Here is a 19040-nt window from a genome sequence, read left to right as displayed (position 1 = left end):
ATTATATTATAACATATTTACATGAACTTTTAATAATTCTATTTCGTCTTCTTTTAATTCTCTATATTCTCCAGGATTTAATGATTCATCTAAAGCTAAAGGTCCCATAGAAATTCTTTTTAAAAATAAAACTTTCATTCCAATACTTTCAAACATTCTCTTAACTTGATGAAATTTCCCCTCTTGAATAGTTAAATGTACTTTAGATATTATATTTGCATTTATTATTTCTAAACTTGCAGGTAAAGTTTTATATCCATCTTCTAAAATTATACCATCTTTAAATACTTCAATATATTTATCCTCTACAAATCCATCTACTTCTACATAGTATGTTTTATTTATTCCTTTTTTAGGAGATAGCAGTTCATGTGCTAACTTTCCATCATTACTTAACATCAGTAATCCCTCTGTATCCTTATCTAATCTTCCTACGGGAAATGGTTTGTAAATTAAATATTCTTCATCGAGTAAATCTATTACAGTTCTAGTTTTTGGATCATCTGTAGATGATACAATTCCTTGAGGTTTATTTAACATAATATATATATATTCTCTATATAATACTTCTTCATTATTAAAAAAAATCTCATCTTCATATGGATTTACCTTAAATTCATTATTTAAAATAATAACATTATTTACTTTTACTTTACCATCTTTTATAAATTTTTTTACATTTTTTCTACTACCATATCCCATATTAGCAAGTATCTTATCAAGTCTTTCTTTTTTTACCATTTTATCACCTTTCTCATGTAATATAATTATTCTACCTCATTTTCTCTTTTATTTAAACTATTATAGGTATAATAATTCAGAAATTAGTAAAACTAATATTGAAAATTATTTTGAAAGGAGATTTTATCATGCATGATGAAAATATTACCCAAGGAGTAAAATGTGTAGTAAACACTTGCCATTACTATAAAAATGGAGATCTTTGTACAGCTGGTAAAATAGAAATACAGCCGAGAAATGCATCTTCATCTGAAGAAACAGATTGTGGTACATTTAAACCAAATAGTATGAGATAGTGAAAATAATTATCTAAAAAGGCAGAAATCATAAAGATTTCTGCCTCCTGTCTTATATTGCATATTCAACTTCTAACTCTATACAATATTCCTTTAGACTTTCCGGTATTTGTTCCATAGTATAGTCTATATTTATAAAAAATTCTATTTCAAATTTTTCACTTATTATATTTAAATTCTCTACAAGTTTCTCTAAACTTAGTATATCTAAATTAATTACCTTATATATACTATCTACATATATCTTTTCCACATCATAATCCATACCAATTAACCCACACAAAAAGCCATAGAATGATTCAATGTTTAATATATTGAACTCCATGGCATTTATTAGTCTTACATTATAATTTAAAGTAAATATATGGTTGTCATCCACATCAATAAAAGCAATATTCCCATTTCCCTCTTTCATATCTTTGTTAGCATTGTCAATTAACCATTTTGTCTTACCTGAACCTTTTTCACCTAAAATTAACTTAACCATGACTAACCACCTCTACCTTTCTTTTATTTTATAATTATATATTCGACATAAATCTTGAATTTCCTCTTTTATTTTATAAGATTATTCGAATTTTTTTATTCCTTTTCCATTTAGATAATCAAACTTAATACCTTGTTTAGAGTGCCTTATCTCCATAATTGATACTATCTCATCCCTAATCTTCCACCAAGACTCATTCCAATTAGTAAATAATGAGTTTTTCTCAGGAGCCCTGCCTATAACTCTTTGTATTATAATATTTGGATCCAAATATTCCAAAAACAAAATTACCCTTTCCATATACTCTTCCTTAGATATTAAAGATATTTCCCCTTTTTTATAAAGTTTTCCTAAAGTAGTTCCATTTACTATATATAAGGCATGAAGTTTTATTTCTTCTATACCTAGAGATGATACTATTTTTGCATTTTCAATTACATCTATATCTTTATCCCAAGGAAGATTTAAGATTATATGAGTACAGTTTCTTAACTTATATTTTTTAATTCTTAATGCAGCATCTATATATTCTGCTAATGTATGTCCTCTATTAATCTTCTTTAAAGTATAATAATTTACCGTTTGAAGTCCTAACTCTATAGTTATCTCTATATTATACTCTTCTTTTATCTTAGATAAATATTGTAGATATTTATCATTGATGCAGTCAGGTCTAGTTGATATAGATATACCAACTATATTATCTATTAAAGCTTCTTCTATGCAATGTTTAAATTTTTCAAAAGGTAAATAAGTGTTTGTAAAATTTTGAAAATACGCTATAAATTTCTTTGCCTTATACCTTGCTCCAATATACTCTTTATTTATTTCTAATTGCTCCCTTATAGATAGAGAAGATTCTAGGTTTTCAAAAGAGCCCCCCTCTTCTCCACAGAATATACATCCTCCCTTACCAACAGTTCCATCTCTATTTGGACAAGTTAAGGGAAGATTTATAGGTAGCTTATATACCTTTTCCCCATATTTATCATTTAAGTATTTGGAGTAAGTATTATATACTGTTATTTGATTCAACTTCTTCCTCCTTTCTTAAATATTTAATACCCTTTTTAACTGAAAAGCAACACCTGCTTCATTATTATCTCTATCTGAAATTATTTTTGCTGAAGATTTCACTAAAGAACTAGCATTTTTCATAGCAATACCAATACCAGCATTTTTTATCATTTCTAAATCATTATTGTCATCACCAATCGCGATTATTTCTTCAGCTTTAATATTTAATGTACTAGCATACTCTAACAAACTAATCCATTTACTTCCAAGAGGGTTCATTATTTCTAGCATAGTTTCTGCAAATTTGATATTCTCCATTATATGAATATTATAAATATTAGGATATTTATTCTTTATATCCTCATAAAAAGGATAAATTATTTCTTTACAATTTCCATAAACCACTGCTAATATTCTATTATCTGATATTTTTAGACAATCATTCACCTTTTTAAATCTATTATCCTTTTCTAAATAATCCTGATAATCTCCAGAAAATTCGACTATCATATCAATACCATCTTCATACCCATCTACATGAATAATTGGGCTTAAATTCCTCCTTCTCCCCTCTTTAATAATAGTACGAAAATCCTTCATATTTAGGTACTTAGAAAATATTACCTTATCATTATCTGAATTCCTAACTATATTCCCATTGTTAGCTAAGATTGTCATGTGACCATCTATTTCCTTAGTCAGTTCCTTGGCGGACCAATATCTTCGTCCTGTAGCAATAACTATTTCATAATTTCTTTTAATTAATTGATTTATAATATCTAAGTTTTCTTGTGGTATTGCTTTATTATCATCTAACAATGTTCCATCTAAATCAATTGCTATTAGTTTATACAATTTTCCTGCCCTCCTACAGTTTGCAAAAAGCACTTTACCAAAATGGCAAAGTGCTCCTATATAATTATTCCTCGTCTAATTCATCATAGTTTTCATACTCTACAAAATCTTCTTCATCCAAAAATAGAGCTTCAAATGCTTCTGATACAGTTGTAAATTCTTCTTCATTCTCTATAGGTAATAAATCAAATTCTTCATCTTCAAGTTCAACATATTTATAAAGTAGCACTTCCTCTTCTCCCATAGGAAGTAATGCAATATACTCAATATTTTCAACCTCAAATATACCTAAAACATTACACTCTAACTCAGTATCATCATCTAATGTTAGATAAATTATATCATTTCCATCCATATCCTCAAATTCAAAATTTTCATATTCATGGTCATCACTACAGTCGCAGCCACATCCGCATCCACCACAATGCTCGTCATTGTATTCAAAAGTTTCATCTTTTTTATTATCCATTTTTATTCTCCTTTGCAATTATATTTAATTAATTATATGCTAATGATACCTTATTTAACTATAGAAGTACATATATATTTTAGAAAATTTATTTAATTCTTTCTAATACTTTTAATAACAATTCATATGTCCTTTCAGTAGAAGAAATACTAAGTTTTTCTCCAGGTGCATGTACGCCATACATATTTGGTCCAAAGGATACCATGTCCATATCTCCAAATTTTTCTTTAAATAACCCACATTCAAGACCGGCATGAATAGCCGTAATATCTATATCTTTACCATATATGTCTTTATATGTTTCTTTAAATATATCCCTTATATAAGATTCTTTACTATATTCCCAAGCAGGATATGAAGAAAGTCTTTCCCATTTTATTTCCATAATTTCTGCTAGTAACCTTATTTGATTTGAAATATATGATTTTAATGTTCCTACTGATGACCTAATGGATATTTCAATGGCTATCTCATCTTCAACAGTCTTTATAACGCCTACATTATTAGAACTCTCTACTAATCCTTCTATGTCCATACTCATAGAATGAACTCCATTAGGTAAAAGCATTAAAGAAGCAATTATCTTCTCTTTAGTATCTTTAGAAAAAGCCCTATATCTATTGTTTTGTATTTTATTAATTCCTAATTTAATATCCTTATCAGAAGAATTTAATTCAAATTTTAAATCTTTCTCTATATTTGAAATTATACCTTTAGTTTCTTCTATATCACTCCTTGGAATCCCCACAATAATTTTTGCATATCTAGGAATAGCATTGGATTTAGAACCACCTTCTATATAACATAAATCTATATCTACATTTCTATTTAGTGTATTTAATATCCTTCCCATTATTTTATTAGCATTTCCTCTGGATTTATTAATTTCCATGCCTGAGTGTCCACCTTTTAATCCAGTAACTATTAACTCGTATAATTCCTTTTTTTCAGACAACTCTTTCCATTCTATTGGAATAGTTATTATATTTCTCTCTCCACCTGCACAGCTTACAAGTATTTTCCCTTCTTCTTCAGAGTCAATATTTATTAAAATTTTACCTTCTATGTTAGATGGTGACAATGCTTCTGCTCCACTCATACCTGATTCTTCATTTGATGTAATAAGTACTTCTAATGTTGGATGAGGTATATCTTTTGATTCTAGTATAGCTAGAGCCATAGCTACTGCAATACCATTATCAGCACCAAGAGTCGTTTCCCTTGCAATAATATAATCTCCGTCTATCTCCATCTTAATGGGATCTTTTGAAAAATTATGATTTGAGTCATTAGTCTTTTCACCAACCATATCCATATGTCCTTGCAGTATTACAATAGGACTATTTTCATATCCTTTATATGCTGGTTTTTTTATAATTACATTTAATGCTTCATCTTGAATAACTTCTAATCCTAAGTTTTTACCTAAATTGACTAAATAATTACTTATTCTTTGTTCATCATAGGAGCAACGAGGTATTTTAGATATTTCTTCGAAATAATACATTACCCTCTCTGGCTTAAGACCTTCTAAGACTCTCAAATTTATCATCCTCTCTGTAATTATTATTTGTTTTTTATATTATTCCTATTTGAATACAATATTATAATTTTTGCCAACATTAATAGTCTTTAAACTTTAATTATAGTACTTTATTAATAAAATTTATATATTATCCCAATTAATCTTTTCATTTAATATTTCAACAAGTTTAATAAAATATTCTTCTTCCAACTTTGTAAATCTATTTTTTATAGGGCTATCTAAATCTAATACCCCATAAACTTTATTATCTTTTATTATAGGGATGACAAGTTCTGAATTCGAATTAGAGTCACAAGCAATATGCCCTGGAAATAAATGAACATCTGGAACTAACTGAACATTTCTAGATTCTACTGCCTTCCCACATACTCCCTTGCATATGGAAATCCTATTACAAGCTGGTAACCCTTGAAATGGTCCTAATACTAATTCCTTATCTCTTAATATATAAAACCCTGCCCAATTCAATCTATCAACACAAGACATTATTATACCTGTCACATTTGATATATTGGCTAGATCATCTTTCTCCGAACTAATTTGACCTTTAATAAGAACTAACATATATTTTAATCTTTGTTCCTGATTCATATCTTTAATAATATCTAACTTAAACATATTTCACCTCTTAGAATACTCCTTTACCATATATTATCAAATATATTATACTTTAACAATGAAAATAATTTTATTATAGACCTAAGTATTTTTTTACATCTATTATCCTTTGATTTGTTGACCCTCGAAATTGTAGCATCATGGATTTTTTAGATATATCGAACTTACCATCTATTAATATATCAGTTTGCAATAGCAATTCTCTAAAATTATCATTTCTAAGTATTTCTTCAAAGGTATATCCTGTATAGGTAACTACATTTAATCCCATATTTCTAACTCTTTTAGCTAAAATACTACATTCTATTGCCTGCTCAAAAGGTTCTCCCCCACTGAGAGTAATTCCATCTAATAAAGGATTTTCTATTATCATATTAATTATATTATCTATGTCTACTAATTTACCCCCGTAAAAGGAATGAGTTTCAGGATTATGGCATCCAATACAATTATGATTACATCCCTGAGTAAATACTACTAACCTAATACCTGGCCCATCTACAATAGACTCTTCTTCTATTCCTGCTATTCTTATTTTACTCATTTTTCTTCTCCTTACTTACTACAGGAAAAATGTTTTACTCTATCTCTTTCTTCAGCTTTTTTAGCATCATTAAATCTATCAAGAGTACCTACTAAATATCCTGTTATACGGCGAATTCTTTCAAATTTAATATTTCCTTCTTCTCTTCCGCATTGTGGACATATATCTCCTATTATTCCTGTATAGCCACATACTGGATCTCTATCTATTGGATGATTAATTGAACCATATCCAATACCAGCTTCTTTCATAGCCCTAACTATCTTTTCAAAGGCGTCTAAATTATAAGATGGATCCCCATCTAACTCTACATAAGTTATATGTCCAGCATTGGTCAATTCATGATATGGTGCTTCTAAATTTATCTTATCTATTGCTTTAATCTTATAATAAACTGGAATATGGAAACTATTTGTATAGTACTCTTTTGTAGTTACACCCTCTATATCGCCAAATATTTCCCTATCAATCTTAACAAATCGTCCTGCAGTACCTTCAGCTGGAGTACCAATTAAAGTAAAATTCATCTTATATTGTTTGCTAATATCATCCATTCTATCTCTCATATGTTTAACTATGGCTATTCCAAGTTCCTGAGATTCCTTACTCTCACCATGGTGACTCCCCACTAAAGCTTTTAAACATTCTGCTAGACCTATAAAACCGATGGATAATGTACCATGTTTCAATACTTCTCTTATACTATCGTCTTTAGACAATTTTTCTGAATCCATCCAAACTCCCTGTCCCATAAGGAAAGGAAAGTTACTTACTTTTTTACTTGCTTGTATTTCAAATCTTTCTATTAATTGCTCTATAACTAAATCTATAGTTTCATCTAATTGTTTATAAAACCCTTTTATATTCCCCTGATTTTGAATACCTAATCTTGGAAGATTTATAGTAGTGAAACTTAGGTTTCCTCTGCCATTTACGATTTCCCTAGATGGATCATAGACATTTCCCACTACTCTAGTTCTACACCCCATATAAGCTACTTCTGTTTCAGGTTTCCCTTTTTTATAATATTTAAGATTAAAAGGTGCATCTATAAATGAAAAATTAGGAAATAACCTTTTAGAGCTTACTTTACATGCTAATTTAAATAAATCATAATTTACATCTTCTTTATTATAGTTAACCCCTTCTTTTACTTTGAAAATTTGTATTGGAAATATTGGTGTTTCTCCATTTCCTAAACCTTGTTCAGTGGTTAGTAGCAAGTTTTTAATTACCATTCTACCTTCAATAGATGTATCTGTACCATAATTAATTGAACTAAATGGAATTTGTGCACCTGCTCTAGAGTGCATAGTATTTAAATTATGAATTAATGCTTCCATAGCTTGAAAGGTTCTTTTATCTGTATCCTTATAGCTATTTCTTTCAGCAAAATTCTGTATCTTCTCTACAACTTCAGTGTCATTTAATAACTCTTTTAAATATTCAGCTTCTTTTTCTCTATATTTCTCATTATTATCTAATGTAGGAAATAACTTATATTCTTCTAAAACTTTAAATACATTATCTAAATTATCATCTAAATCCACATCCTCTACTAATAATTCAATGGCTTTTCTTAAATTTTGCCTATATTGTTTAATATAAGTCTTTTTAACTCCCAAAGCCATTCCATAATCAAAATTAGGTATGGATTGTCCTCCATGTTGATCATTCTGATTTGATTGTATAGCAATACATGCTAATGCTGAATAGGATTGTATGTCCTTAGGTTCCCTTAAAAAACCATGTCCAGTACAAAAGCCATTCTCAAATAATTTAACTATGTCAATTTGACAACAAGTAGTAGTTAATGTAAGAAAGTCTAAATCATGTATATGAATATCTCCTGATTTATGAGCCTTTGAATGATTTGGATTTAAGACAAATAAATCATAGAATTGTTTGGCAGATTCAGAACCATATTTAAGCATTGTACCCATGGCTGTATCTCCGTCTATATTTGCATTTTCTCTTTTTATATCTACATCCTTAGCGTCCTTAAATGTAAGGTCTTCAAATACCTTCATAAGCCTAGTATTCATTTCTCTTACTCTATTTCTTTCAGCTCTATATAATATGTATTCCTTAGCAGTCTTAGCATGACCTGATTCAATAAGAACCTTTTCAACAATATCTTGTATATCTTCTACATCGGGTATCTTTCCTTGAAATTTATCATCTACAACATTTACTACTTTCTCTGCTAAAGCCATAGATGTGTTATAATCATGTCCTCCAGCAGCTTGGGCTGCCTTAAAAATTGCATTAGAAATCTTTTCAATATTAAACGGTACCTCTCTACCATCTCTTTTTTTTATTTTAGTAATCACTCTAATTCCCCCTTTTCTTATATCAATACTATATATTGCTATATTATTTTAGCAAACCACTATATGTTGTGTCAACCTTTTACAAAATAATTATATTTTTTTAACTTTATTAATTAATTGAAACGTGTTCTAAATCCACATTTCTTACACATTTCTTCTATAACAATTCTTTTTGAAAATCCATCATAAATATTTTTTGCTCTATTACTAGATAAAATTTTACTTAGCTTTGTTTGATATATATTACCTAAAACTATATTCCCTTCTCCGTCTAAGCAACAAGGTATTACAGTACCATCGACTAAAATTCCTATATGGTCTCTTAATCCATGACAGTATCCCTTGTCACCAAAATCTTGATTTCTTAAATCTGGCCATATAAATTCCTTATCATGATTTAAATATATTCTATCATCTAATTTAATCCCTCTATGAGGATTTATTATATCTTCAATTTGAAATTCAAGTTTAAATTCTTCTTCAATTCTTCTTAGAATCTCTTTATTTTTTTGTGTTTTTTTATTAATCAAATTATCATCTGTTAAATTCCAAAGTCTTAATGAAATTATTAAGAATTTGTTTTTCTTTGCTAAATTAATAAATTCAAATATATTGTTTAGATAATCTTCTTTATTATCCATCTCATCATTCCCATCAAAGCTATGTAACGAAATATTAATTTGTCTAAGAGATGGACTACCAATTAGTTTTTCTTGTACCTTAGAGATTAAAGTCCCATTGGTGGTTATATTTACCTTAAATCCCTTATTATGTGATATATTCAATAACTCCTCTATATTTGGATGTAAAAGCGGCTCTCCTTTTACATGAAAATAAATATAATCAGTAAATTCTTTTATTTCATCTAGTACACGAGAAAATTCAGAAGTAGTGATAAATCTTTTCTCCCTTTTAGTCCTTGGGCAAAAACTGCATTGAAGATTACATATATTTGTTATCTCTATATATATTTTTTTAAATCTTTTCATTCTATCAACTCCATATACATTAAAAGAATCCCCTAAGGGATTCAATTCATTTACTTAAATCTATATGACAATAACCACCTGGATTTTTCTTTAAATAATCTTGATGATATTCTTCTGCATCATAAAAAGATTTTAATTTTTTAATCTCTGTTGCTATGGGTTTAGTATGTTTAGTTTTCTGCTCCTCTAAGGTTTTATTTATAAATTCCAAATCCTTATCATCTATATAATAAATTCCTGTTCTATATTGATTTCCTATATCTGGTCCCTGCCTATTTAACATGGTTGGATCTATTATTTTCCAAAATTTATTTAACAGTTCTTCAAGGGAAATAATACTCTCATCATATTTTACATAAGTAGTTTCTGCATGACCAGTAGTACCCATACATACTTCTTTATAACTTGGGTTACTTGTAACTCCATTTGCATAGCCCACCTTTGTCTCTACTACTCCATTTATTCTTGACATATATTCCTGTACTCCCCAAAAGCATCCGCCTGCTAAATATATTTCTTTCATGGTAAGCCTCCTTTGCTAGTATTCCAAATAGATATTATACTACTATTTATCATAAAATAAAATTCATACTCATATTATTATTTATTCCCAATTAATAGAATAAAATCTATACTTTGAATAACTAAATTATTATCATCTTCTATCCTTCCACTTACATCAGTAAATATAAATTTAAAATTTATATTCTCCTCAATACCACTAAAAACAATTTCATATGCCATATCCTTATAACTCATATAATTTTTATTTTCGTTTTGTAATTTATTTTTTTGTTTTTGGTATATATCATTTACAAACTGAAGCATATCCTGCTCAAATATAATATTATCTTCTTTAGAAACAATCAAAGAATTTCCTAATCTATTATATTGTAAATCAAGCCCAGAAACTTCTATTTTATTTTCATTCCATGAGTTCATCCGTACATAATGATCATATCCTTTTATATCAATAGCATCTTCTGTGTTATTTACACTATAGTAGAAATATCTATCTTTCTCATATAAATAATAAGGTTTATATTCAAATCCAAGTACGTCCTCCATCCTATCTAAATCAAAATCCTTTGGCAATGCTTTTATATCCTTTAACCCGTGATTTGAATCAAAATAGCTTATTATATTGCTTATTTCCCTTTTATCATCTAAAGATATTTCACTATTTTTAACTATTTGACCATTACTTAACATATTATTTCTAACTAATATATTTTCAAATCTTTTATTTTGACTAAACTTTGAAATAACAAAACTACTTAGAGGCCCATATACTGAATTTAATATAATTAAAGATAAACTTATAGGTATAATAATATTTTTCAAAGGTTTTTTAAATGAAAAATATAACATTATTCCCAATACCCACAGTCCAAGGGTCACTATATAATATCTATTTTCAGTTATTCCATATTGAGATATTCTTTGATAAATAGACATAAACATCATAAAAATTACTGGAAGTATTATTTTAGGAAATAAATCCTTAAATAATTTTGCTACTTTACTATTTTCTAATATTGGAGTTATTAAAAATATTACTCCTACGGCCAATGTTGAGTACCATAATACTAAATGTGACACTAATCCTCTAGGCCATTCCCTTGTTATAAGTATCTTTCCAAAATAAACATATAGTATTACTGTATATATAGTTATTAAAGGAATTACTATATATATTAAAAGTATCTTCAATGCCTTAGTATACTCTACTTCATCATATTCTTCTTCCATAGATGGAAATTTAGATAAAAATAAGGACACTGCAAATACTAAAGATACTATTAAAAACATATAATAATAAATTTCACCATGAATATTTACATCGAATAGCTTCTCTATAGTAAAAAGTATTGCTGCTACACCAAAATATAAAACAAATGAATATACAAATGTTAAAGTAAAACTAGACCATATATCCATTAAGTAATACTCATACTTATTATTCTTTCCAATCCTCTGTATATATAAAGAAGACAATAAAAAAAACATCATAGTTCCTAAGTATCTAGACATAGGCACCATTTTATAATCATTTATAAAATTAAAGTAATATAATACTAAAAATCCAATTCCAATACCATATAACAATATCTCAATTGATTTGTTTTTCCAAAGAAACTTCTCTACTAATAATCCAATACATAATGATAAAGGAATACTAAGCCCTATTATTAGGTTTATTTTTTCCAATATTTCTCGACTCTCTCTAGTTAAATGTGTTTCATTCATATAAATTAACAAAATAGCCAAAATTGTAGACATAGTTACAGTTATAGGAAATCTTTTAATACTTTCTCTTATACTTAACAACGTGGTTTTTACTTTACTAAAAAATTTCATCTTTTCAGCTCCTTTCTACCTTACAATATATTTTTACCCAATAAGAAAAAAAGTATTTGATTTTTTCAAATACTTTAAAAATCATGATTTAATATTGCCTCTGATATTTTTTCTTTATTTTCTTTCCAATCCATAAAAGAATCTATTTTATCAAAGAGATTCCCTATATTATAATTTAAAGACTTAATACTGCAATCACTTAAAAAATCAATATCAATCTCTTTTGAAAATGCAGTAGCAATATCCTCCATTACATAATTAATTATTTCATCTTTTTCATATTCTTCCATATCTTTATTTTCCAATTTAAGCATTAAATTCTCATAAAATCTATATCTAATAAATATCATAAAGCCTTCAAAGTCTTCTGCATTGTTACCTTCTTCTATTTCAAATATTATTCTAAAAAATAAATTCCATCTAAAGTCTTTATTTATTATCTCAAGAATTCTACTACCAATTTTTCTTGTAAAGTCATCATTGAAAAAAATCTCTCTTTCAAAATTTATATATCTGTTAAAGGATATATCGTTCTTACCTATTTCATTTAATCTATTTAATATTCTAAGGAAATTCACACTATAGTTTTCTGATTCTTCAGGTCCACCCTTCATAAAAATATAGTTTACAATTACATCTGTAGACTTTTTAAAATCCACAACAAATCCTATTTCTTGTCTTATTTTGACTATATAGATATCATGAATAATCTTTGACAATAAAGCTTGTAACTGAACTTTTTTGTTTAAAGAATTGCTTGCATCCATTCCATTTAAATGATTATATACAAGCATTAGTTGTCTGTCAATCATAGATAAATTGTCTTTTATAGAAGACATAATATCTCTAAAAAAATCTTCAGTTAGCATATAGTTAAAGTTTTTATATAATACCCTATGGTCTATTTCTCCCCAAAAAACATTTACTAAAGATTTTATCTGCAACTCAAAGTTAATACAATTTCCATCTTTACAATACTTACCATCAATTTTATATATTTCAAATCCGTTTTTTTGCTTCTGTGGTTGTTTCTCATCTAATTGTAATAAAATATTTGAATTAAGATGATTAGTATAAAAGCCATTTTCGCATTTTATCTCAAATAATTTCATAATATCTTTATAAATTTTTTCTTCATCTTCAATAAATCTACATTCAATTCTAAAACCTATTAAATCTGATAGATTATTTAATAAATTCTCTGGAGTCTTATATTTTATGTAGAAATTATGACGCAATATTTTTTCTCTTAGACTTTCTGGAGATTTAATTCTATAATTAACATTTAAAAAATGATCCTTTATAAAAAAACTGTCAGTGAAAAATTTTTCTAAAGAATTTGCTACATTTTCTATGCTTTCCTTTCTTTCTTCTATAAGCTCTAAGGTTTCATCTATAAAGTCGAATAATTCGAGTTTCATTATCTATCCCCCTAGGATTTTTTGTATATAATTTATATACATATTTAATTATATCATAAAATATATAATATTAGTCCACAAAAAAAGAGAAACCTAATGGATTTCTCTTAATCAAATTTATCGAAATATATTAATTCTTCTGGCAAGCCTTTATTTACAAGGGCTTTTACCATAGAGTCTATCATTGGTGGATTTCCACAAAGATAAGCTTCTTTATTTTCAGGACTCTCAAGATGTCTTTCTATAGTATTATTTACCCTGCCTTTTTCTCCAGTCCAATTATGTTCCTCACTCACCCTTGATAAAGTAGGAATAAATTTAAAATCAAAAAGAGTTTCCTCTAACTCCTTAAAATAGTCTAATAAAAATAAATCATCTGGAGTTTTTGCCCCAAAATAAAACCTTGCTTTTCTATTTATATTATACTCTTTCATATGCTTAAGTATAGAAAGTATAGGAGCTATTCCTGTTCCAGCTGCAACTAGTATAACTTCCCTATCATTATCATCGTGAAAATAAAAATCTCCATAGGGTCCATTAATTTGGACAGTATCTCCTACTTTCAAATGTTTATGTACATAGGTAGTACATTTACCACCAGGTACATATCCTATGAATAATTCAATATATCCCTTATCTGAAGGAGAAGATGCTATAGAATAAGCTCTATAAACTTCTTCATCATTCCCATCATAAATAGGTGCTTTAAACTGAATAAACTGACCTGGTTTAAATTTAATTTCCTCTCCTTCTGGTAATCTAATTCTCAATCTTTTGATTACTGAAGTCATATCTTCTATTTCTTCCACTGTTGCAATATATTCTTTTACATTAAATAGTTCTTCTGGTATCTGAATTTTAATATTCTCTTTTACTTTACATTGACAAGAGAGTCTAATATTGTCTTTCAACTCATCTTCTGTTAAAAAAGGAGTTTCAGTTGGCAACACAGGACCTCCACCATCAATAACTTTTACTTTACAATACCCACAAGTTCCCTTCCCCCCACAAGCAGAGGGGATAAAAATCTTTTCTTCAATTAAAGTGGATAAAAGAGAAGAACCTCCATTAACTATATATTCCTTATCATTGTTTATAGTTAATTTTACTTCTCCATAATTTCCTATAGTTTTATCCGCAAGAGTAAGTAAAAATGCAAATATGGCCGAAATGCCCGTAACAGTTGCTGTGGTTATTATTATCTCATTCATATTTTTTCCCCCATTATTGAATTTGGACTATGCCTGAAAAACCTATAAATGCTAATGCCATTAACCCAGTGATAATCAGTGTTATCCCTGGTCCTTCAAGCCCCTTAGGTACAGATGCTTTCTTCATTTTCTGTCTAATACCAGCCAAAGCAACTATAGCTAGTGTCCATCCTATTCCTGAACCAATACTAAAACCAATAGATTGAAGAAGATTATAGTTACGAATTATCATAAATAATGAAACTCCTAAAATAGCACAATTAACAGTTATTAATGGTAAAAATATTCCAAGTGCATAATATAGATTAGGAAGATATCTTTCAACAATCATCTCTAAAAGTTGTACAAAAGCGGCTATACTTATAATAAAAACTATAAACCTTAAATACTCTAAATGTAGTGGCAGTAGAACATAATGATATATAAGATAATTTATTATAGTTGTACAAGCTAAAACAAATGTAACGGCCTGCCCCAATCCAAGAGAAGTAGGTATTTCTCTTGAAACGGCTATAAATGAACACATGCCTAGAAAATTACTAAATATCATATTATTTGTAAATATTGCCGCAAAAAATATAACGAAAGGATTAAGTTCTATCATTGGCTAACCACCTGACCTTTCTTTTTATCTTCTCTCTTTTCTTTTTCTCTCACATTTTTAGCTACCCAAATAATAACTGCTAGAATAAAAAAAGCTGCTGGCGGCATTATCATAATAGTCCAAGGTGTCCACCAGTCTCCCAAAACCTGAATACCAAAAATCGTTCCAAATCCTAATAGTTCTCTAAAAAATGCTATTATTAGAAGAACTAATGTATAACCTAAGCCTGATGCCACCCCATCTAAAAATGAAGGTATAGGTGGATTTTTTTGGGCATAGGCTTCTGCTCTGCCCATTATTATACAGTTTGTAATAATCAAGCCTACATAAGGTCCTAATGCCTTACTCATTTCAGGCATATATGCCTTTAGAAAAATATCTACTATGATTACATATGCTGCTATTATAAGTACTTGTACCATCATTCTAATATGCTTAGGAGTAAAAGTTCTAATCAAAGATACAGTGAAAGATGATAATGCAGTAACAAAGATTAGTCCTACTCCCATAATTAATGAATTTAACATAAGATTAGTTACGGCCAATGCGGAACATATACCTATTATTTGAACTAATACAGGATTATCTTCCCAAAGTCCCATTTTGAATATTTTTTTAGGGCTATCTCCTGCCACTTTCTATTCCCCCTTTCTTTCTTTAATAAATTTATCAAGATCTTCATTTAATAATTTGCTTACAGATTTTGATGTTAATGTTGCACCTGCTATAGCATCTATATTTCCTCCTGCTGATGGTCTGTATATAATATAATTTCCATTTTGTGATTCCGTTATATCAATTCCTCTAAATTGCTCTTTGTACCAATCTTCTGATATTCTACCACCTAGTCCTGGTGTTTCACTATGAGAGGTAAAGTCCAATCCAAGAATTGTTGAATAATCTGATGAAACACCAACATACCCCTCTATGCTTCCCCAAAGACCAGAACCGCTTATAGGCACAGCATATCCTAAGACTTCTTTGTTTTCTCCATAATATATATACATTGGTTCATCCTCTGATCCTATATTATCTATATTATCCATAAAAGCTTGATTAATATCATTAGGATTTTCAGATAATGGCTGAATATCAAAAATATATAGAAGTTTCTTACTTAATTCTATTTCTTGATTAAAAGCAATTCTATCAGCAGTACTGTAGTTTAAAAAAGCTAATATAAAAGTGAAAAAAGCAGTGAGTATAACCATAAAAACTATTGGAAAACTAAAAGATTTTTTCATATTGCCACCTCTTTTTCTTTAGCCTTATCCTTTTTATATCGCTTATAGGAGTTAACTCCCTCATCTATTATGGGTGCAAATGTATTTCCAATAAGTATGGCAAACATCATGCCTCCAGCGAATAAAGCATATCCTCTAATAATTACCGTAACTACACCTATAAGAATACCATAAATCCATTTTCCCTCTTTAGTTTTTGGAGCAGATATTGGGTCTGTTGCCATAAATACAGTACCAAATAATAATCCACCTGCTAAAACACCAAAGATAGGATTTGGAATTTGGCTATTTCCCAATAGATATAGAATGCCACTTAATCCAGTAAATCCAATTAACACACCAGACATTATCTGCCATGAAGCAACCTTCTTATAAATTAGATAAATTCCTGCCAATATTATTAAAATAGCAGAAGTCTCTCCTATAGAGCCAGATACATTTCCTATAAGTAAATCTATTAAAGATGTCATTTTACCAGTATCTCTAAATAAAAGCATAGGTGTTGCTTGAGATACGGTCTCGACTCCTTCTGTTATATAATTACTAAATCCACCTGGAAATTTCAAGGAAGCCTTTGACCACTCTATAGTTAATGGTGTAGGAAAACATACATATACAAATGCTCTAGCAACTAAGGCTGGATTAAATACATTTTTTCCAAATCCTCCAAATACCTCCTTACCAAATAAAATGCCAAATATAATCCCCACCACTGCTATCCAATAGGGAGTAGTGGGAGGCAATGTCATAGTATATAAAATACAACTAACAAATATTGCCTCTGACACCTTCTTATTGTAATTTTTTTCAAAACTCCATTCTGTTGCTACCCCTGCCATTGTAACAATTCCCAAAAGTATTAGTGTCCTCCATCCAAAAAAATAGATAGATGCAAATACTATTGGTATTAAAGAAATAATAACTGTTCGCATCATCTTTTGCTTAATAAAATGCTTTGAAAAATTTTCCAAACTCAAAATAACACCCCCATATATTGATAAATTAATCTACTATATTGATATATTCCCAATTTTCTCCTAAAATAACATTTGTAAGTTAAGTAATTAAATGTAACAATAAACTTATTAAAGTTATTAGTTTAAAAAAAGAGAGGTATAATACCTCTCATTCTTACATATTATTTACTACTTCATATTTTTGTTTTAATTGATTAGTTTTATCCAAATAAACTTGTTGTTGCTTCATTCCAAGTACTTGCTGAGTTATCTCTTTTTTAATTTCATCAAATGTACTTAAGGATTCTTTATTTTTAGCTAATAGTTTAATTATATGATACCCAAATTGAGTTTTTACTGGTTCTGAAATAGTATCTACTTCCATATTAAAAGCAGCTGTTTCAAACTCTGGAACCATTTGTCCTTTAGTAAATTCGCCTAAATTTCCTCCTCGTTCCTTAGAAGGACAGGATGAATAGCTTTGTGCAGCTTCTTCAAAAGAAAGTCCATTATTTATTTCATTTATAATATCTTTAGCTTTATCTTCATTATCCACCAAAATATGACTAGCAATTACAGTTTCTGGCTTCTTAAAATTTTCCTTGTTTTTATTATAAAACTCTAATATTTCACCTTCTGTCACTGTTACTTCAGATAAAATATTATTTAAGGCATATTGTTTAAGCAAGCCTTCTTTCAGTCTTTCTAATTCCTTAGTAAAACCTTCTTCCTTATCTAATTCATTTTCTAAAGCGTTTAAATATATTAATTCTTGATTTACCAATTCATCTACTACTCTTTTAATACCTTCTGGCGATTGAAACTGCATTGCCATTTGAGGTCCCAAATCATTAAGAAACTTAAGTACAGTATCCTCAGTTATTTCTTTACCATTAACTACTGCAAGCACTCTTTTTTCACTCATATGTATTCTCCTTTTTTAAAATTTTAAAACATAATTCACAATCCTTACTAAGTTACCATATAGGTTTTCTATTGTCAATAAATCGGGTAGGAGGTAAATAATTAATTTATTTACCGACCTCCCTCACCACCGTACGTACCGTTCGGTATACGGCGGTTTCATAGTTTACACTTTAACTTCAAGGTAATATTTAAGAAAACTTAAATAACCTTGTTTTTCAAACCTAGCATTGGTTAGGGTTGTTGCAAGAATCCAGCTATTGGCCGTATGCCAGTAGCCTTTTCTTGTATTTGCCCATTCCCATGCCTTTTCTCTTGCTACTCCCAGTTTCTTAAGGTTAACAAATTTCGTCTTGACCTTCTTCCAACTTTTCCATGTTATCATTCGAATTCTTCTTCTGAGCCATTCATCAATTGTTTTCAT

The 19040-nt window shown here is 28.5% G+C and carries 21 protein-coding genes; 1 reads left to right on the top strand and 20 read right to left on the bottom strand.

The genetic code is table 11. From position 1 onward, the window contains the following. Positions 1-6: 6 nt before the first annotated feature. On the bottom strand, positions 7-741 hold the full coding sequence (locus BUB33_RS00105; RefSeq protein WP_072971380.1) for a pseudouridine synthase: 735 nt from the start codon (positions 739-741) through the stop codon (positions 7-9). Between the two features lie 128 nt (positions 742-869). On the opposite strand from BUB33_RS00105, the gene BUB33_RS00100 reads away from it, so the two are divergent. Continuing rightward, the gene (locus tag BUB33_RS00100) at positions 870-1037 is read left to right on the top strand and encodes a DUF1540 domain-containing protein (protein WP_072971376.1); all 168 of its coding nucleotides are present in this window, start codon (positions 870-872) and stop codon (positions 1035-1037) included. A 52-nt stretch (positions 1038-1089) separates the two neighbouring features. Here the strand turns inward: BUB33_RS00100 and BUB33_RS00095 are convergent, their stop codons facing one another. The 19 genes from BUB33_RS00095 to BUB33_RS00005 all read right to left on the bottom strand — a co-directional run. Beyond that, on the bottom strand, positions 1090-1524 hold the full coding sequence (locus tag BUB33_RS00095) for a hypothetical protein (protein ID WP_072971372.1): 435 nt from the start codon (positions 1522-1524) through the stop codon (positions 1090-1092). An 81-nt stretch (positions 1525-1605) separates the two neighbouring features. Next, complete coding sequence (gene mnmL, locus BUB33_RS00090) at positions 1606-2559, bottom strand: tRNA modification radical SAM protein MnmL/YtqA (RefSeq protein WP_234949954.1); 954 nt, start codon at positions 2557-2559, stop codon at positions 1606-1608. Between the two features lie 15 nt (positions 2560-2574). Beyond that, positions 2575-3396, bottom strand: a complete 822-nt coding sequence (locus BUB33_RS00085; RefSeq protein ID WP_072971368.1) for a Cof-type HAD-IIB family hydrolase — start codon at positions 3394-3396, stop codon at positions 2575-2577. 64 nt (positions 3397-3460) lie between these two features. Continuing rightward, positions 3461-3865 carry a DUF1292 domain-containing protein gene (locus BUB33_RS00080; RefSeq protein ID WP_072971365.1) on the bottom strand — a complete coding sequence of 135 codons (405 nt, stop codon included), beginning with the start codon at positions 3863-3865 and terminating at the stop codon, positions 3461-3463. A gap of 88 nt (positions 3866-3953) precedes the next feature. Beyond that, positions 3954-5417: an aminoacyl-histidine dipeptidase gene (locus BUB33_RS00075; RefSeq protein WP_200778078.1), complete on the bottom strand. Its 1464-nt coding sequence runs from the start codon at positions 5415-5417 to the stop codon at positions 3954-3956. Between the two features lie 114 nt (positions 5418-5531). Further along, entirely contained in the window at positions 5532-6029 is a 498-nt protein-coding gene (locus BUB33_RS00070) for a GAF domain-containing protein (protein ID WP_072971359.1), read from the bottom strand. 73 nt (positions 6030-6102) lie between these two features. After that, on the bottom strand, positions 6103-6573 hold the full coding sequence (gene nrdG, locus BUB33_RS00065) for an anaerobic ribonucleoside-triphosphate reductase activating protein (RefSeq protein ID WP_072971356.1): 471 nt from the start codon (positions 6571-6573) through the stop codon (positions 6103-6105). An 11-nt stretch (positions 6574-6584) separates the two neighbouring features. Further along, the gene (locus tag BUB33_RS00060; protein WP_072971353.1) at positions 6585-8906 is read right to left on the bottom strand and encodes an anaerobic ribonucleoside triphosphate reductase; all 2322 of its coding nucleotides are present in this window, start codon (positions 8904-8906) and stop codon (positions 6585-6587) included. Between the two features lie 113 nt (positions 8907-9019). After that, positions 9020-9895, bottom strand: coding sequence for a radical SAM/SPASM domain-containing protein (locus BUB33_RS00055; protein WP_072972830.1), 876 nt, complete (start codon positions 9893-9895; stop codon positions 9020-9022). Between the two features lie 46 nt (positions 9896-9941). Then, positions 9942-10418 (bottom strand): peptide-methionine (S)-S-oxide reductase MsrA, encoded by a 477-nt coding sequence (gene msrA, locus BUB33_RS00050; protein ID WP_072971350.1) that lies wholly within the window; start codon positions 10416-10418, stop codon positions 9942-9944. A 77-nt stretch (positions 10419-10495) separates the two neighbouring features. After that, a complete protein-coding gene (locus BUB33_RS00045; RefSeq protein WP_072971343.1) occupies positions 10496-12256 on the bottom strand; it encodes a DUF4153 domain-containing protein in 1761 nt (586 codons plus the stop codon). Positions 12257-12330: 74 nt separating this feature from the next. Further along, a complete protein-coding gene (locus BUB33_RS00040) occupies positions 12331-13677 on the bottom strand; it encodes a GTP pyrophosphokinase (protein ID WP_072971334.1) in 1347 nt (448 codons plus the stop codon). Positions 13678-13784: 107 nt separating this feature from the next. Then, the gene (locus tag BUB33_RS00035) at positions 13785-14888 is read right to left on the bottom strand and encodes an NADH:ubiquinone reductase (Na(+)-transporting) subunit F (RefSeq protein WP_072971332.1); all 1104 of its coding nucleotides are present in this window, start codon (positions 14886-14888) and stop codon (positions 13785-13787) included. A 13-nt stretch (positions 14889-14901) separates the two neighbouring features. Then, on the bottom strand, positions 14902-15492 hold the full coding sequence (locus tag BUB33_RS00030; protein ID WP_072971330.1) for an NADH:ubiquinone reductase (Na(+)-transporting) subunit E: 591 nt from the start codon (positions 15490-15492) through the stop codon (positions 14902-14904). Further along, positions 15489-16127: an NADH:ubiquinone reductase (Na(+)-transporting) subunit D gene (locus tag BUB33_RS00025; protein ID WP_072971328.1), complete on the bottom strand. Its 639-nt coding sequence runs from the start codon at positions 16125-16127 to the stop codon at positions 15489-15491. The genes BUB33_RS00030 and BUB33_RS00025 overlap by 4 nt, the downstream gene beginning before the upstream one ends. Before the next feature lie 3 nt (positions 16128-16130). Then, positions 16131-16736 carry an RnfABCDGE type electron transport complex subunit G gene (locus tag BUB33_RS00020; protein WP_072971326.1) on the bottom strand — a complete coding sequence of 202 codons (606 nt, stop codon included), beginning with the start codon at positions 16734-16736 and terminating at the stop codon, positions 16131-16133. Beyond that, positions 16733-17713: an RnfABCDGE type electron transport complex subunit D gene (locus BUB33_RS00015; RefSeq protein ID WP_234949953.1), complete on the bottom strand. Its 981-nt coding sequence runs from the start codon at positions 17711-17713 to the stop codon at positions 16733-16735. The genes BUB33_RS00020 and BUB33_RS00015 overlap by 4 nt, the downstream gene beginning before the upstream one ends. Positions 17714-17867: 154 nt before the next feature. After that, positions 17868-18617, bottom strand: coding sequence for a peptidylprolyl isomerase (locus tag BUB33_RS00010; RefSeq protein ID WP_072971324.1), 750 nt, complete (start codon positions 18615-18617; stop codon positions 17868-17870). A 165-nt stretch (positions 18618-18782) separates the two neighbouring features. Continuing rightward, positions 18783-19040: hypothetical protein (locus BUB33_RS00005; protein WP_084725007.1), on the bottom strand; the 258-nt coding region annotated here is incomplete at its 5' end.

Origin of the sequence: Tissierella praeacuta DSM 18095 (assembly GCF_900128955.1) — a bacterium.
Taxonomy (GTDB): domain Bacteria; phylum Bacillota; class Clostridia; order Tissierellales; family Tissierellaceae; genus Tissierella; species Tissierella praeacuta.
This window is presented reverse-complemented; position numbering and strand designations above follow the sequence as displayed.

Excerpts from the sequence above, each read along its gene's own strand:
- BUB33_RS00105 (WP_072971380.1), bottom strand. The coding sequence starts at position 741 with ATGGTAAAAAAAGAAAGACTTGATAAGATACTTGCTAATATGGGATAT.
- BUB33_RS00100 (WP_072971376.1), top strand. The coding sequence starts at position 870 with ATGCATGATGAAAATATTACCCAAGGAGTAAAATGTGTAGTAAACACT.
- BUB33_RS00095 (WP_072971372.1), bottom strand. The coding sequence starts at position 1,524 with ATGGTTAAGTTAATTTTAGGTGAAAAAGGTTCAGGTAAGACAAAATGG.
- BUB33_RS00080 (WP_072971365.1), bottom strand. The coding sequence starts at position 3,865 with ATGGATAATAAAAAAGATGAAACTTTTGAATACAATGACGAGCATTGT.
- BUB33_RS00075 (WP_200778078.1), bottom strand. The coding sequence starts at position 5,417 with ATGATAAATTTGAGAGTCTTAGAAGGTCTTAAGCCAGAGAGGGTAATG.
- BUB33_RS00070 (WP_072971359.1), bottom strand. The coding sequence starts at position 6,029 with ATGTTTAAGTTAGATATTATTAAAGATATGAATCAGGAACAAAGATTA.
- nrdG (WP_072971356.1), bottom strand. The coding sequence starts at position 6,573 with ATGAGTAAAATAAGAATAGCAGGAATAGAAGAAGAGTCTATTGTAGAT.
- BUB33_RS00055 (WP_072972830.1), bottom strand. The coding sequence starts at position 9,895 with ATGAAAAGATTTAAAAAAATATATATAGAGATAACAAATATATGTAAT.
- msrA (WP_072971350.1), bottom strand. The coding sequence starts at position 10,418 with ATGAAAGAAATATATTTAGCAGGCGGATGCTTTTGGGGAGTACAGGAA.
- BUB33_RS00045 (WP_072971343.1), bottom strand. The coding sequence starts at position 12,256 with ATGAAATTTTTTAGTAAAGTAAAAACCACGTTGTTAAGTATAAGAGAA.
- BUB33_RS00040 (WP_072971334.1), bottom strand. The coding sequence starts at position 13,677 with ATGAAACTCGAATTATTCGACTTTATAGATGAAACCTTAGAGCTTATA.
- BUB33_RS00035 (WP_072971332.1), bottom strand. The coding sequence starts at position 14,888 with ATGAATGAGATAATAATAACCACAGCAACTGTTACGGGCATTTCGGCC.
- BUB33_RS00030 (WP_072971330.1), bottom strand. The coding sequence starts at position 15,492 with ATGATAGAACTTAATCCTTTCGTTATATTTTTTGCGGCAATATTTACA.
- BUB33_RS00020 (WP_072971326.1), bottom strand. The coding sequence starts at position 16,736 with ATGAAAAAATCTTTTAGTTTTCCAATAGTTTTTATGGTTATACTCACT.
- BUB33_RS00010 (WP_072971324.1), bottom strand. The coding sequence starts at position 18,617 with ATGAGTGAAAAAAGAGTGCTTGCAGTAGTTAATGGTAAAGAAATAACT.